Source organism: Nocardia sp. NPDC004582 (assembly GCF_053602115.1).
Genome location: NZ_JBSGCY010000008.1, coordinates 1 through 15,363, shown reverse-complemented (window position 1 = coordinate 15,363; position 15,363 = coordinate 1). Strand labels below are relative to the sequence as shown.

General features: G+C 68.2%; 9 protein-coding genes. 3 read left to right on the top strand and 6 right to left on the bottom strand.

Annotated features, from left to right (window positions below; genetic code table 11):
• Positions 1 to 2 precede the first annotated feature (2 nt).
• From ACWELJ_RS04280 to gltB, 5 genes are all read right to left on the bottom strand, one after another.
• Positions 3 to 848 carry a cutinase family protein gene (locus ACWELJ_RS04280; RefSeq protein ID WP_452364738.1) on the bottom strand — a complete coding sequence of 282 codons (846 nt, stop codon included), beginning with the start codon at positions 846 to 848 and terminating at the stop codon, positions 3 to 5.
• A gap of 320 nt (positions 849 to 1,168) precedes the next feature.
• Positions 1,169 to 2,188: an alpha/beta hydrolase gene (locus ACWELJ_RS04275; protein ID WP_452364737.1), complete on the bottom strand. Its 1,020-nt coding sequence runs from the start codon at positions 2,186 to 2,188 to the stop codon at positions 1,169 to 1,171.
• 42 nt (positions 2,189 to 2,230) lie between these two features.
• Complete coding sequence (locus ACWELJ_RS04270) at positions 2,231 to 2,890, bottom strand: hypothetical protein (RefSeq protein ID WP_452364736.1); 660 nt, start codon at positions 2,888 to 2,890, stop codon at positions 2,231 to 2,233.
• Positions 2,891 to 3,184: 294 nt separating this feature from the next.
• The gene (locus tag ACWELJ_RS04265; protein ID WP_452364735.1) at positions 3,185 to 4,654 is read right to left on the bottom strand and encodes a glutamate synthase subunit beta; all 1,470 of its coding nucleotides are present in this window, start codon (positions 4,652 to 4,654) and stop codon (positions 3,185 to 3,187) included.
• A 71-nt stretch (positions 4,655 to 4,725) separates the two neighbouring features.
• Positions 4,726 to 9,375, bottom strand: coding sequence for a glutamate synthase large subunit (gene gltB / locus ACWELJ_RS04260; RefSeq protein WP_452364734.1), 4,650 nt, complete (start codon positions 9,373 to 9,375; stop codon positions 4,726 to 4,728).
• A gap of 882 nt (positions 9,376 to 10,257) precedes the next feature.
• Between gltB and ACWELJ_RS04255 the strand changes: the two genes are divergently transcribed.
• Positions 10,258 to 12,117, top strand: a complete 1,860-nt coding sequence (locus tag ACWELJ_RS04255) for a DUF4407 domain-containing protein (protein ID WP_452364733.1) — start codon at positions 10,258 to 10,260, stop codon at positions 12,115 to 12,117.
• 73 nt (positions 12,118 to 12,190) lie between these two features.
• On the opposite strand, the gene ACWELJ_RS04250 is transcribed toward ACWELJ_RS04255, so the two are convergent.
• Positions 12,191 to 13,762, bottom strand: a complete 1,572-nt coding sequence (locus tag ACWELJ_RS04250) for an MFS transporter (RefSeq protein ID WP_452364732.1) — start codon at positions 13,760 to 13,762, stop codon at positions 12,191 to 12,193.
• Between the two features lie 78 nt (positions 13,763 to 13,840).
• Here ACWELJ_RS04250 and ACWELJ_RS04245 point away from each other — a divergent pair, with 78 nt between their 5' ends.
• Positions 13,841 to 14,407, top strand: a complete 567-nt coding sequence (locus tag ACWELJ_RS04245; RefSeq protein WP_452364731.1) for a TetR/AcrR family transcriptional regulator — start codon at positions 13,841 to 13,843, stop codon at positions 14,405 to 14,407.
• A gap of 10 nt (positions 14,408 to 14,417) precedes the next feature.
• The gene (locus tag ACWELJ_RS04240) at positions 14,418 to 15,293 is read left to right on the top strand and encodes a hypothetical protein (protein ID WP_452364730.1); all 876 of its coding nucleotides are present in this window, start codon (positions 14,418 to 14,420) and stop codon (positions 15,291 to 15,293) included.
• Positions 15,294 to 15,363 lie beyond the last annotated feature (70 nt).

The following is a 15,363-nucleotide window of genomic DNA, read 5'->3' as shown; positions in this document are numbered from 1 at the left end:
GATCAGGCGTTGGTCGCGATCCAGTTGTGCATCCAGGTCAGCGCGGTCTGGCCGCCGCCGACGCCGTAGCTGCCGTAGCTGGTGTGCTTGCCGCTGCGGTAGAACTGCTCGAGCTGGTGCGCGTACTCGCTGTCGGCGCCCTCGGCCAGCTGCGCCTGCAGGGTGCCGAAACCGCCCTGGGCCATCAGGTCATTGAGGATCGACCCGAACTCGAGCTGGGTCTGCCACGGGTTGAAGTTGTTCGGGTTGGTGGCCTGCGCCAGGAAGCCCGCGAAGCGGGTGACGAAGTCGGTCTCCTCGGTGGAGCAGTACAGGTCGCCGATGGCGCACACGGTGCGCACCTTGTCGCTGACCCAGCCGAAGCCGCCCGCGCGCGCCCCGCCCGCGCCCGCGCCCGGGGCGAACGGGCCGATCTGGGCGTCGGTGGGCGAACGCCGCGGGTCGGAGATCAGCGCGACGGCCGCGACGCGATCCGGCGGCACCACGCCGTGTCCGGTGCCGATCTCGGCGGCGAGATCGCCTGCGGCGTCGGCACCCTGGCTGTAGCCGGTGATGGCGATCTTGGTGCCCGCGCAGCGCGCGGCCATGGCCTGGACCAGACCGCGGGCGTTGTCGACGGCTTCCTTCTTGGAGGCGGCGTAGATGTCGCCCTCCCACGGGAAGGCGGTCGCCGCGTAGGTCACGTAGTCGACCTCACCGGGCAGACCGTTGGTCACCGTGGCCAGCATGCCGGGCTTGGGGTCCTTGTCGTGGCCGGTCTCCCAGGTGCCGGGGACGGCGACCGTGTAGAGACGCGGGCAACCCGGGTCCGCCGAAACGGGACCGCTGCCCAGGACGATTCCCGACATGAGCACGCTCGCCGCTGCCCCCGCAGCCGCGACAATATTCTTCAACCGCACCCTTGCTCCAGTTCACGCTTGTGCCGGGACATCTCACCGTCCCGTATTCCCGATCATGGTGCGGTCGCCGGATGACACTCCGGTGCACTCCGGGTTAACCCACGTAACCGCCCCGTATGAGTTCGCCGAAACAAACTGGTCGACGAGATCAGCGACACACCGCCGACAAGCATAAAGGGGCCTAGTCAGCAGTGCCAGGCGAGTGGCTCGAGACGTCCGATTCCGGCCGAACATTCACCGGCGCAGCATTATCCGGCAACCTCGGCGGATCAGCCCTGGAGCGCGGCCTCGAGCAGCGGCCAGGAGCGGTGCAACGCGTCTTCCCAGTACCGCCAGGAATGCGTTCCGGAGGGCCGGAATTCGACCTGCGCCGGGATCCCGAGCGCGCCCAGCCGGTCGGCGAGCTGATGGGTGCACCCGTTGGTCGCGGCCTCGATCAGGCCGCCCAGGATGATCTGGTTGGCCAGCGTCGCCGGGCGACCGCCGATCGACGGCGAGTCCAGCGTGTCCATCGGACCGGGCAGTCCGGTGGAGTTGGAGATGAACAGCGCCTTGCCGCGCAGCTTTTCGGCATTGAGCACCGCGTCGTGCCGGGCCCAGTCCGGGTCGCCGGGCGGACCCCACATATTGCGGGAGTCGGCGTTGCCGCGGTCGAGCACCATCTGAATGTACTTGCGGCTGTTGTCGTCGGCGGTGGAGGCGCAGCCGCTGTAGGCGGCGACCGCGCGGTAGCGATCGGGCGCGAGGATGGCCATGTTCAACGCGGAGGTCGCGGACATGGAGACGCCCGCGATCGCGTTCACCCCGGAAGTGTTCAGCGCCTTGTCGATGATCGGCGGCAGTTCGGCGGTCAGGAAGGTTTCCCATTTCTGGCGGCCGATCGCCGGGTCATCCTGTTGCCAGTCGGTGTAATACGAGAATTTACCGCCGACCGGCGATACCACATTCACGTTCTTGTCGGAGAAGAAACTGACAATATCGGTTTGCCGATACCAGGTCGCAGCATCTTCGCCGCCGCCCGCGCCATTCAACAGGTACAGCGTCGGCCGCGGCACGCTGTTGTCGAATGCGGTGAGGACCTGGAGCGTGATCTCCCGATCCATGGCGGCCGAATAGACCTTGAACTCTTCTTGCCGCTGTCCGGGCCGATCGATCGAAACGAGATGGGATTCCGTGGAATTCGCGGGATCGGCCGTGGCCGTACCGATGGCTTCCGGCGACAACGAGAGGGCCAGCGAGAACGCCAGGCCCGCGATCGCGGTGAGCGCCGGTGACTTACGGGTGCGCATCGGTACGGGTGTTCCTATCGATCGAATCGGCCCGGTCGGGGATCAGCTGCCGATGTACTTGCGGATCGCGTCCGAGATGATGTCGGAGATCGAGCCGGTCGAGCTGGTCTGACCGTCCGAGGAGCCCAGGCCGTTGTTGTTCAGGCTGCCCAGGGCGGACTCGCCGACGGTGTTCGGGCGGGCGGTGAAGCACGCGGTCAGGTTCGGCAGGCTGTTGCTCACGCCCACGGTGCCGGCGACGCCGATGCCACCGCTGGTGACCTGCTGGCCGGCCGACAGGTTGGTGGGCACGCGGTAGGTGATGGTGTAGGTCACCGGGTTGCCGGAGTTCACGAACCAACCCGGGTTGGTGACCTTCCAGCCGCCGCCGTTGGGCTCCGGGGTGACCGCCTCGGTGCGCTGGCCACCGGCCAGGTGGTAGGCGGTGACGCTGGCCTCGAGCGGCGTGCCGAAGCCGGCCGGCGGGTAGTCGGTGATGGTGTTGACGTACGGGTTGCCGATGCCCGTGGTACCGACGACGATCTTGTACGTGGCGGTGGTGCCGACGCCGAGCGAATCACCGTTGACCGACTTGTCGTAGGTCATGGTGATACCGACGGTGCTGATGTCATTCTTCTCGGCGTGCGAGCTGATGGCACAGGTGCCATCGGCGGCAGCGACACCGGTCTCGAGCGCGGTCATGCCCATACCGGCGAAAACCATTGCGGTAGAGGTCGCGATTGCGGCCGCGCGGCGATTGCGGAACATTTTTCTCCTCCAAGATGTCCCGAGATCCTCCGGGACCGATCCATACTTACCGAGCGCTGCGGACGACTCGGAGTGGTGGACTCCACACGGGGTGTAAGTTAACAGGTGTAACTGGTCCCCTGTCCAGGGTTTCGAAAAACTCCCCGAAGCTACTGACTAGTAAACATTTCACATACGATTTCGGTATGAAAAAAGCACCCCCGGACCGAAGTCCGGGGGTGCTTTTCAGGCTTTCGAGCCGGGCTCGGCTCAGCGCTGCGCCACCATGGTCGGGGTGATCGGCGACGGCAGCGCCGTCTCACCCTCCAGGTACTTGTCCACCGCGGCGGCCGCGGCGCGGCCCTCCGCGATCGCCCACACGATCAGCGACTGACCGCGGCCCATGTCGCCGGCCACGAAGACGCCGGGCACCGTGGTGGCCCAGTCCCGGTCGCGCATGACATTGCCGCGCTGGTCGTAACCCACGCCCAGACCCTCGAGCAGGCCGTTCTTCTGCGGGCCGACGAAGCCCATGGCCAGCAGCACCAGGTCCGCCTCCAGGGTGAAGTCGGTGCCGTCGACCTTCTCGAAACGGCCGTTGACCATCTTCACCTCGTGCGCCTGCAAGCCGGTGACCTTGCCGTCCGCACCGACGAAACGCTCGGTGTTGACGGAGAACACGCGCTCGCCGCCCTCCTCGTGCGCCGAGGAGACCCGGTACATGAGCGGGTAGGTCGGCCACGGGGTGGACGCAGCCCGCTCCTCCGGCGGACGCGGCATGATCTCGAACTGGTGGATCGACTCCGCACCCTGACGGTGCGAGGTGCCCAGGCAGTCCGCGCCGGTGTCACCGCCACCGATGATGACGACCTTCTTGCCACGCGCGTTGATGCGCGGCAGGCCGTCCTCGTCGGTGATCTGGTCACCCAGCTGCACGCGGTTGGCCAGCGGCAGGAACTCCATGGCCTGGTGGATGCCGTCCAGATCGCGACCCGGGATCGGCAGATCACGCGCGATGGTGGCGCCACCGGCCAGGACGACCGCGTCGAACTGCTTGCGCAGCTGCTCGGCGGTGATGTCCACGCCCACGTTCACACCGGTCTTGAAGATGGTGCCCTCGGCCTCCATCTGCGCGACGCGGCGGTCGATGAAGCGCTTCTCCATCTTGAATTCCGGGATGCCGTAGCGCAGCAGGCCGCCGATGCGGTCGTCGCGCTCGAACACGGTCACGGTGTGACCGGCCCGGGTCAGCTGCTGGGCGGCGGCCAGGCCCGCGGGGCCGGAGCCGACGACCGCGATGCGCTTGCCGGTGAGACGGGTCGGGTAGACCGGGGTGACCCAGCCCTCGTCGAAACCGTTCTCGATGATCTCGACCTCGACCTGCTTGATGGTCACCGGGTCCTGGTTGATGCCCAGGACACAGGACGCCTCACACGGAGCCGGGCACAGGCGGCCGGTGAACTCCGGGAAGTTGTTGGTCGCGTGCAGCCGATCGAACGACTCCTTCCACGCGCCCTTGAACACCAGGTCGTTCCACTCGGGAATCAGGTTCCCCAGCGGACAGCCGTTGTGGCAGAACGGGATACCGCAGTCCATACAGCGACTGGCCTGCTTCTGCAGGGTCTCGTGGGAGAAATTCTCCTCGTAGACCTCTTTCCAGTCCATGAGCCGCAGCGGAACCGGACGGCGCTTGGGCAGTTCCCGGGAAGTGTGCTTCAGGAAGCCTTGTGCGTCACCCATTTACGAACTCCTGACTAATGCGCTGCGCGCACGGAACAACGATGGTGCTGCGTTGCACCGCAAGGATGAGGTCAGCCACGAGCCGCCTCCATGATGGCCTCGTCCACGTTCCGGCCGGCCTTCTCGGCCTCGGAGATGGCGAGCAGGACCTTCTTGTAGTCGCGCGGCATGACCTTGACGAACTTGGTCACCTGCTGCGACCAGTCGCTCAGGATGCCTTCGGCGACAGCCGAACCGGTCTCGTCGCGGTGCTGGGCGACGATGTCGTGCACGATCTGCGCGTCATCGGCCGAGAGCTGCTCCAGGTCGACCAGTTCGGTGTTGAGGTTGGCCTCGAAGGTGCCGTTCGGGTTGTACACGTAGGCGATACCGCCCGACATGCCCGCGCCGAAGTTGCGGCCGGTCTCACCGAGGATGACCACGCGGCCACCGGTCATGTACTCACAGGCGTGGTCGCCCACACCCTCGACGACCGCGGTCGCGCCCGAGTTGCGGACGGCGAAGCGCTCGCCGGCCACACCGCGCAGGAACGCCTGGCCGCTGGTGGCGCCGAACAGGATCACGTTGCCCGCGATGATGTTCTGCTCCGCGACGTACGTCTCCGGCGCGTCGTCGGACGGCCGCACCGTGATGCGACCACCCGAAAGACCCTTGCCGACATAGTCGTTGGCGTCGCCGACCACCCGCAGGGTGATACCGGCCGGGACGAACGCACCGAACGAGTTACCGGCGGAACCGGTGAACGTGATGTCGATGGTGTTGTCCGGCAGGCCGACTCCGCCGTACAGCTTGGTCACCTCGTGGCCGAGCATGGTGCCGACGGTCCGGTTCACGTTCGTGATCTTGGATTCGAACTTGACCGGCTTGCCGCGCTCCAGGGCGTCGGCCGAACGCGCGATCAGCTCGTTGTCCAGCGCCTTGTCCAGGCCGTGGTCCTGGTCCTTGGTGCGGCGGCGGTCCTGGAACATGAACGCGGTCTCGACGTCGTCCAGGATCGGCGACAGATCGAGCTTGGCGGCCTTCCAGTGCGCCTTGGCGGCGGTGGTGTCGAGCAGGTCCACCCGGCCGACGGCCTCGTCCAGGGTCCGCAGACCCAGCGACGCCAGCAGCTCGCGGACTTCCTCGGCGATGTAGAGCATGAAGTTCTCGACGAACTCCGGCTTGCCGGTGAAACGCTCACGCAGCACCGGGTTCTGGGTCGCGACGCCGACCGGGCAGGTGTCGAGGTGGCAGACGCGCATCATGATGCAGCCCGAGACCACCAGCGGAGCGGTCGCGAAACCGTACTCCTCGGCGCCCAGCAGCGCGGCGATCATGACGTCGCGGCCGGTCTTCATCTGACCGTCGACCTGGACCACGATGCGATCGCGCAGACCGTTGAGCAGCAGGGTCTGCTGGGTCTCGGCCAGGCCGAGCTCCCAGGGGCCACCCGCGTGCTTCAGCGAGGTCAGCGGCGACGCACCGGTACCACCGTCGTGGCCGGAGATGAGCACCACGTCGGCGTGCGCCTTCGACACACCCGCGGCGACGGTGCCGACGCCGGGCTCCGCGACCAGCTTCACGTGAATCCGCGCCTGCGGGTTCGCGTTCTTCAGGTCGTGGATCAGCTGCGCCAGATCCTCGATCGAGTAGATGTCGTGGTGCGGCGGCGGCGAGATCAGGCCGACGCCCGGGGTGGAGTGCCGGACCTCGGCGACCCACGGGTACACCTTGTGCGCCGGAAGCTGGCCGCCCTCACCGGGCTTCGCGCCCTGCGCCATCTTGATCTGGATGTCGGTGCAGTTGGTCAGGTAGTGCGCGGTCACGCCGAAGCGGCCCGAGGCCACCTGCTTGATCGCGGACCGGCGCCAGTCGCCGTTCTCCTCCGGCTCGAAGCGCGCCGGGTGCTCGCCGCCCTCACCGGAGTTCGAGCGACCGCCCAGGCGGTTCATCGCGATGGCCAGGGTCTCGTGGGCCTCGGCCGAGATGGAGCCGTAGCTCATCGCACCGGTCGAGAAGCGCTTCACGATCTCCGACGCCGGCTCGACCTCGTCGATCGAAATGGCGTGGCGGCCTTCGCTCTTGAACTTGAACAGACCACGCAGCGAGGCGAGACGCTCGGACTGGTCGTCGACCAGCTTCGTGTACTCCTTGAAGACCTTGTACTGGCCCGAGCGGGTGGCGTGCTGCAGCTTGAACACCGTGTCCGGGTTGAACAGGTGGTACTCGCCCTCACGACGCCACTGGTACTCGCCGCCGATCTCCAGCTCGCGGTGCGCGCGCTCGTTGCGGTTCTCCAGGAACGCGATCCGGTGCCGCTGCGCGACCTCGTCGGCGATGTCGTCGAGGCCGATGCCGTCCAGCGGCGAACGCAGACCGGTGAAGTACTCGTCGACGAGCTCCTGCGCCAGGCCGACGACCTGGAACAGCTGCGCGCCACGGTAGGAGGCGATGGTGGAGATGCCCATCTTGGACATCACCTTCAGCACGCCCTTGCCGGCCGCCTTGTTGTAGTTGTAGACGGCCTTCTTGAAGTCGGCCGCGTGATCGCCGGTGCTGCCCGGCATCTGCAGCGCGCCGCGCTCCAGCATGTCCTCGATGGACTCGAAGGCCATGTAGGGGTTGATGGCCGCCGCGCCGAAGCCCACCAGCATGGCCATGTGGTGCACCTCGCGGGCGTCACCGGCCTCGATGACCAGGCCGACCTTGGTGCGGGTGCGTTCCCGGACCAGGTGGTGGTGCACCGCGGCGGTCAGCAGCAGCGACGGGATCGGGGCCAGCTTCTCGTTGGACTCGCGGTCGGACAGCACGATGATCCGCGCGCCGCCGTCGATGGCCGCCGACACCTGGCGCTGCACGGCCTCGATGGCCTTGCGCAGCCCCTTGCCGCCCTTCTTGACCGGGTACAGGCCGTGCACGACGACCGAACGCAGGTCGGGACGCGAGCCGTCGTCGTTGATGTGGACCAGCTTGGCCAGCTCGTCGTTGTCCAGGATCGGGTGTGTCAGGGTGATCTGACGACAGGACTCCGCGCCCGGGTTCAGCAGGTCGGCCTCCGGGCCCACCATGCTGCGCAGCGAGGTCACGACCTCTTCGCGGATGGCGTCCAGCGGCGGGTTGGTGACCTGCGCGAACAGCTGCGAGAAGTAGTCGAACAGCAGCCGCGGCCGCGACGACAGCACCGCGATCGGGGTGTCGGTGCCCATCGAGCCGAGCGCCTCGCCACCGGTCTGCGCCATCGGCGAGATCAGGATGTTCAGTTCCTCGGTGGAGTATCCGAAGATCTGCTGGCGGATCAGCACGCGGTCGTGCGACATGTGCACGTGCGGGCGGGCGGGCAGGTCGCTCAGCTTGGTCGGGCCCTCGTCCAGCCACTGCTGGTACGGGAACTCGGCGGCCAGCGAGGACTTGACCTCGTCATCGGAGATGATGCGGCCCTGCGAGGTGTCGACCAGGAACATATGGCCGGGCTGCAGGCGCTTCTTGTAGACGACCTTGGCCGGGTCGATGTCGAGCACGCCGACCTCCGACGCCAGCACGACCAGACCGTCCTCGGTCACCCAGATGCGGCCGGGGCGCAGACCGTTGCGGTCCAGCACCGCGCCGACGACCGTGCCGTCGGTGAAGCACACCGAGGCCGGGCCGTCCCAGGGCTCCATGAGGAAGGAGTGGTAGCGGTAGAACGCGCGCTGCTCCGGGGTCATGGACTCGTGGCGTTCCCACGCCTCCGGAATCATCATGAGCACGGCGTGCGGCAGGCTGCGGCCGCCCAGGTGCAGCAGCTCGAGCACCTCGTCGAAACGCGCGGTGTCCGAAGCGCCCGGGGTACAGACCGGGAAGATCTTCTCCAGGCGGTTGTTGCCCTCGTGATCGGTGCCGAACACGTTGGAGTTCAGCAGCGCCTCACGGGCCCGCATCCAGTTCTCGTTACCGGAGACGGTGTTGATCTCACCGTTGTGGGCGACGCGCCGGAACGGGTGCGCCAGCGGCCACGACGGGAAGGTGTTGGTGGAGAAGCGCGAGTGCACGATGCCCAGCGCCGACTCGACCCGGTCGTCCTGCAGGTCCAGGTAGAACGCCCGCAGCTGCGGGGTGGTGAACATGCCCTTGTAGACGAAGGTCTCGCCGGACAGGCTCGGGAAGTACACCGACTCCTTGCCGGTCGCGCCCTCACCGGCACCCGACTTGCCGAGCTCGTGCTCGATGCGCTTGCGGATGACGTAGGCGCGGCGCTCCAGGTCCATGCCGGAGAGCTGCTCGGCGCCGCCCTTGGGGGAGGCGATGAAGATCTGCCGGAAGGTCGGCATGGCGTCGCGCGACAGCGCGCCCAGCGACGACTCGTCGATCGGGACCTCGCGCCAGCCGAGGACCTCGAGGCCCTCCTCGCGCACGATCTTCTCGACGCCGTACCCGGCGCGGGCGGCCTCGCGGCGTGCCTGCGGCAGGAACGCGATACCGGTCGCGTAGGAACCTTCAGCGGGGAGCTCGAAGTCGACCACGGCACGGAAGAACTTGTCCGGGAGCTGGATCAGGATGCCCGCGCCGTCACCCGAGTTGGGTTCGGCGCCGGCCGCACCACGGTGCTCCAGGTTCAGCAATGCCGTAATAGCCTTGTCGACGATGTCGCGGCTGCGGCGGCCGTGCATGTCGACGACGAATGCGACGCCACAGGCGTCATGTTCATTCGCCGGGTCATAGAGCCCGATGGGTCCAGGGGACCTGTGGCCAGGAAGTTGCGTCATGCCTCTGCCTTCACAAAAAACAGGCCTTCGAAGAATGCGGCCTTCGTCGAACGCCTCCGGTCTGGACTGCGTCCGGACGTTTCGGAGACCAGCGGCGCTGATGGTCACTCCGTGCAGTCAACTTTGCAGTTGTCCACCCGCTTCGATTACCTAGTCGGGTGCTCGGTGGTAACGGAACTCTTACGCGTTGGCTACACACCGTGCCGTTCTCGCCCGCTAGTCTGAGCACCGATCGGGCCTCGTCCGTATGGGGAGATATGCCGAATTGTGTAGTTCGGCGTAAGAGCAAACGATAAGTCAGGACTGGAGCCCAACCAACTCAGGTAAGGCTAATTCCAGCTTCTAGCTGGGCTTCTACATCCGGTCCTCCAACACACGCGCGTTCTCCAGTGTAAGGCAGGGGTGCCCGTGCGTTTCAGTTGAGTTCACCACTGTGACGCACACGCGCGAGGTCGACGGCCGGACGGTCCAGCGCAGCTCCAGACTGCCTCCCACCTGCAATGAAACAGGTTTCCCCACCAGCTGATCCGGCAAACCGGGCGTTAGGCCGCTAACTTTCCGGACAAGTTCCGTCGCTCCGGCGGCCGCCCCGGCGACATGGCCTCGCAACGTGCGGACCGTACGGAATTTTTCCTGAATGTGGGATTCAGCACACGTTCAGCAAACCGTAAAACTGTCTCCCGGCACGGTTTTCGGCGATACCCGAGACCGGGCCCAGGTGATCAACACCACGTCAGCGGCCCGAAACGGGCGATGTGAGCCTGGCCACATCACACCCGCCGCGGTCGGTGTAACCGCCGGACGCCTGTCACGCTGAGACAACGAATCAGCGACAGTTTCGCTCTGCCGAACCACCTGGGACGTAGAGGATGTGAGCCGCCCATGACCGATCCCCACGTCCATTCCCCGGCCGGACCCGGCGACCTGCTGGTCTGGCTGGGTGGGGCGCAACCGCAGCTCACCGTGGGTCCCGAGCGCGCGGGCTACACCGTCACCGGCGCGGTGGTGGCCTTGTTCGCGGCCACCGCGGGAGCGATCACCGCCGCCGCCACCGGGACCGCGGGCTGGCCCGCCCTCGGCGTCGTGGCCATCGCGTTGATCGCCACCCTCCTGGTCGGGGCGCTGTCCCGGGCCCTCGCCACCGCCGCGACGCCCGATCGGCGGGAGAACCGGCGGGCCGTGGCCGAATTCGCCGGGCGCATCGCCGTCGCGGCGCTGGCCGGGGTGGTGGTGGCCGAATTGGCCGGCACCCTGCTGTTCTCCGGCACCGTGCACCGGCTGCTCGACGAGAACGCGCAGCGCGCGGTGGAATCCGCGCCCGCCGTGGTCACCGCCCGCACCGACCTCGATCAGGCGAAGACCGCGCGCACCGCACTGGATCAGCAGATCACCAAGGCGCAGAACACTGTCGACACCGCGCTGAAGATCGCGCGCTGCGAGATCAACCCGGCTCAGGACTGCGATGGGGTCCCCAGGACCGGCGTGCCCGGACGTGGTCCGGAGGAACGCACCGCCGCTCAGATGCTCGAGGACGCCCGCGGCCAGCTCAAGGCGGCACAGGCGAAGGTGGACGGACTCGACGCCAAGGTCGCCGAGCAGGACAAGAGCCTCGCCGAGGCCCGCAAAGCCGCCTACACCGACGGCGACCGCGGACTCGGGGCCCGGTGGGTGGCCATGAACGACTACACCACAGCGCATTTCGGGCCGTTCGTCCTGCGGCTCGCGACCGCGCTGCTCCTGATCACGCTCGCCCTGCTGCCATTGCTGCTGCGCTGGTGGCGCGGCGAGACGGCGTTCGACCGCAGCGTCGCGGTCAGCACCGAGACCGATCGGATCGACCAGGCCGCCGCCACCGCCATCGCCGTCAAACAGGCCGAGGTGCGGGTCGAGACCGAAAACCTGCGCGCGGAACAACAACTCACCGCCGCGCGGCTGGCCGCGCACGCCGACACCGCCATCGACCGGGAACGGCAGCGCACCCGCATCATCGCCGCCATCGGCAATTTCGAGATCGGCATCACCGAGCCCGCGCAGCGGGCGGTGGCCGAATTCGACTCCGCCACCAGACTGGAACTTCCGGCCGGGACCGCGGCCGGAGATCGAAAGGACAGCACCGTGTCCCAAGAGGGGATCGTGACACAGTCGCCGAACCTGCCCGCCCAGCTCACCTCGGGTGCGCTGGCCCCCATGCCGTCCGGCGGCGCGCTCGCGCCCGCCGGGCAAGCGCCGCAGCCCGCCAAGGGGGGCGGGCTGGAACTGCCGATCATCGGCACCGTGCCGTTCACCGACACCGCCGCCCGGTGGATCCGGCCGCTGGTCCCGTCCTTCGTGGCCAATGCCCTCGACACCGCCACCCACCCGCTGCGCACCGTGCGGCAGGCGTTCGAGGAGGCCGAGGAGATCACCTTCACCCTGCGCCGCACGCGCAAGGTCACGGTGGACTCGGAGGATTCCGCGCAGCCGCAGCAGCATCAACAGCAGATGTTCGCGCAGCCCCAGCAGTACGGGTACCTGCCGCAGGGCGCGCCCCAGCAGGTCTACGCGCAGCGCGTGGCCGCCACCGTGGTGGATCAGCCCTATGCCGCCTACCCGGGTTACGCCCCGCTCCCCCAGGGCCCTGTGGTGGATCCGGGTTATCCGCTGCCCGCGGCCCCGCAGCAGGACGCGCTGGCGGGCCGCCGCAATCCCGAACTCGACTACCGCGCCCCGCGTGAACTGCCGCCGGGCAAGGGGCAGCAGTAGCCCCTCGGAACGCGCTGTGGCCCGGAATGTTTCACGTTGAACACGGAAACATCCGGGCCACAGCCTTTTTCGACTACGCCGCCGCGGTCTTGCGGGTCGCCGCGCGGTAGGCGACGAACGCGGTCAGCAGCAGGATGGCCGCCGTCGACGTGGCCGCCAGATGGATGCCGCTGACGAAGGCCGAGTGCGCCGAGTGCAGCAGTTCCCCGGCCGCGGGTTCCGGTAGCGCCCGGGCGGTCTCGATGGCGCCGCCCAGCGACTCACGCGCCGCGTCCGCCTGACCCGACGGCACGTGCGTCAGGTCCAGACCGCCGCGGAAGGCCGCCATCACGGCGCTGCCCAGCACCGCCACACCCAGGGCGATACCCATCTCCATCGCGGTTTCCGAGATGGCGGCGGCATTGCCCGCGCGCGCCTCCGGTGCGGTGCTCACGATCATGTCGGCCGAAACCGTCAGGGCCACACCCTCACCCAGTCCGATCAGCAGGAAGCCGACGATGAACGGGGTCACCGAACCCGAGGGATCGGTGGGCAGCAGCCAGTACAGGCCGGCGCCGAGCGCGACCGTCGCCAGCGAGCCCGCGAGGACGGTCGCCGGACGCCAGTACCGGACCAGCCAGGCCGCGGCGAGCGCGCCCAGCATGGAACCGACCGTGCCCGGAATCAGCAGCAGTCCGGCCTCCAGCGGCGACTTGTCCAGCACCAGCTGCAGATACTGCGAGCCGAAGAACAGCACCCCCGCCAGCGCGAACACCGCCAGCAGGTTGGTGAACACCGCGGCCCGGAAGGCGGGCAGCCGGAACAGGTCCAGATCGATGAGCGGCGCCGAAAGCCCGCGCTGACGACGCACGAACAGCACGCCCGCCGTCACCCCGACACCGGCGCTGATCAGCAGGTTCAGGCTCGGGCCGTGGGCCGCGAATTCCTTGACCGCGTACACCACCGGGATCAGGGCCAGCATCGACAGTCCGGCGCTCACCAGGTCGAAGCGACCCGGGTCGGGGTCCCGCGATTCCGGTACCAGGATCGGTGCCAGCACCAGCAGCAGCGCCATGACGGGCAGGTTCACCAGGAATACCGAGCCCCACCAGAAGTGCTCGAGCATCCAGCCGCCCAGCAGCGGGCCGAACGCCGCGCCGGAGGCGGCCATCGCGCCCCAGACCGAGATGGCCAGGGTGCGCTGGCGGGCGTCGGCGAACATCGACCGGATCAGGCCCAGGGTGGCGGGCATCAGAGTCGCGCCGGCGACACCCTGCAGGACGCGGGCGGCGATGAGCATCTCGGGGTTGATCGCCCAGGCCGCGAGCGCGGAGGCGGCGGCGAATCCGGCCGCGCCGATGAGCAGCAGGCGGCGGCGGCCGATGCGGTCGCCGAGGGTGCCCATGGTGACCAGTAGGCCGGCCAGCACGAACGAGTAGACGTCGATGATCCAGAGCAGCTGCGGGGTGGTGGGCGCGAGATCCGCGGTGATCGAGGGGACCGCCAGGTCGAGCACGGTGGCGTCGACGGCGATCAGCAGCAGCGCCAGGGCCAGCACGGCGAGCCCGGCCCAGTCCCGGGGCCGGGCCTGGGGCACGGCTCGAATGGCCGCGGGCCGGTCGATGGTCGAAGGGGTTCCGGAGCGTGCGGTCGAGTGGGTGGTCATCAGCTTTCACTTTCGGTTCTGAACCGTCCAGACGGTACAGTACCAGCCTGAACCGTCCAGCCGGTACAGTCAAGCCCCGTGACCACCCGCGACCCCGCCGGCACCCGCGACCGGATCCTCGACGCCCTGGAGAACCTGCTGCTCGACAAGGGCCTGTCCCAGGTGACCCTGGAGAACGTCGCCGCCACCGCGGGCGTCTCCAAAGGCGGGCTGCTCTATCACTTCAAGAGCAAGGACGCGCTGCTCGCCGGACTGCTGCGCCGCGTCACCGAACGGGCCGACCAGCAGGTGCGCACCGCGATCGAACAGGGCCGATCGGTGGCCGAGTGGTACCTGCAGGCGCCGCACCCGGACGACGAATCCGACGCCGTGGAACTCGCGCTGTACCGATCCATGCTCGCCGCCATGCGAACCGTCGACGCGCCGCCCGACAGCGCCCAGGCCGAGACCGATCGGGCCATCACCGAGGTCATGACCTCCTGGAAGACGGCCCTGGACAACGAGATCGAGGACCCGGTGCGGGCCGAGATCGTGCGACTGGTCGGCGACGGCGTCTACCTGCGCGCGCTGCTGGGACTGCCGCCGATCGAACCGGACATGTACCGGCAGGTCGTCGCCCGGCTCCTGGGCCCCGAGTCCGGATAGACTCGGGCCCGTGTTGCCGACCGCCGCCGACTCCGTCGGTTCGCCGACCGGCTCGGTGGGGGAACCGACTTCGACCGAACCGGCGGTTGTTCCGATTCGCCCGATGCAGTTCCGGGAACTGCTGGACCTGCCGTTCGCACTGATCCAGGCGCGGATCACGATCCTGGCGGCCCTGCTCGGGGTGGCGTGGGTGGCTGCCGTGCTGGTGTCCGTCGCGGGCACCGTGGCCGCGGCCGCGATCACCGGCGATTCCGACCTCGGCACCTTCTGGGGTGCGCTGCTCACCAGCCTGCTGTGTGCTTGGGGGCTACGGTTTTTCGTGCGCGGGGTGACCGTGCCCGCCGGACTGGACGTCATTCATCGCAGGCCGTCGACCTGGCGCGGTGTCCTGGGGCGGCTGCGATCCGGAGCGGGACCGCTACTCGCCTATCAGGTGATGTACACGCTGATCGGGGTCGGCGTACTGGCCGTGGGCCTGCCTCTGATGTTCACCGCGCCGTTCGCGGTGATCTGGCTGGCCTGGCTGCGCGGACGGCGATTCACCCTGGTGCCCAGCATCTTCGACGGCTCGGTCGGCTATCGCGAGGCGGCCGGGCGGGCGAAACTGCTTGCGGGCGGCACGGAATGGCAGCTGGTCGGGCTGTGGCTGTATTTGCGCGCGCTGCTGCTGGTGCTGATCGTGCCGCTGCTGGCGCTGCCGCAGTTCATCGCCGACTTCTCCGGCACCCACCGCTGGACGGTGACGGTGCTGATCTTCTCGGTGGCGCTGCTCATCGTGGCGGTCGGCGAGCTGGTGGAATCCGCGACCCAGGTCGTCACCTACGTGGACCGGCGCTGCCGCCGCGAAGCCTGGGACATCCGGGTACCCACGGGAGGCGCCCGATGACCGAAAACCCGCACGCCGCACCGCCCGAGCACCCCCACACCGCACCGCCCGAGCCGGCGCTGGGCCCGGC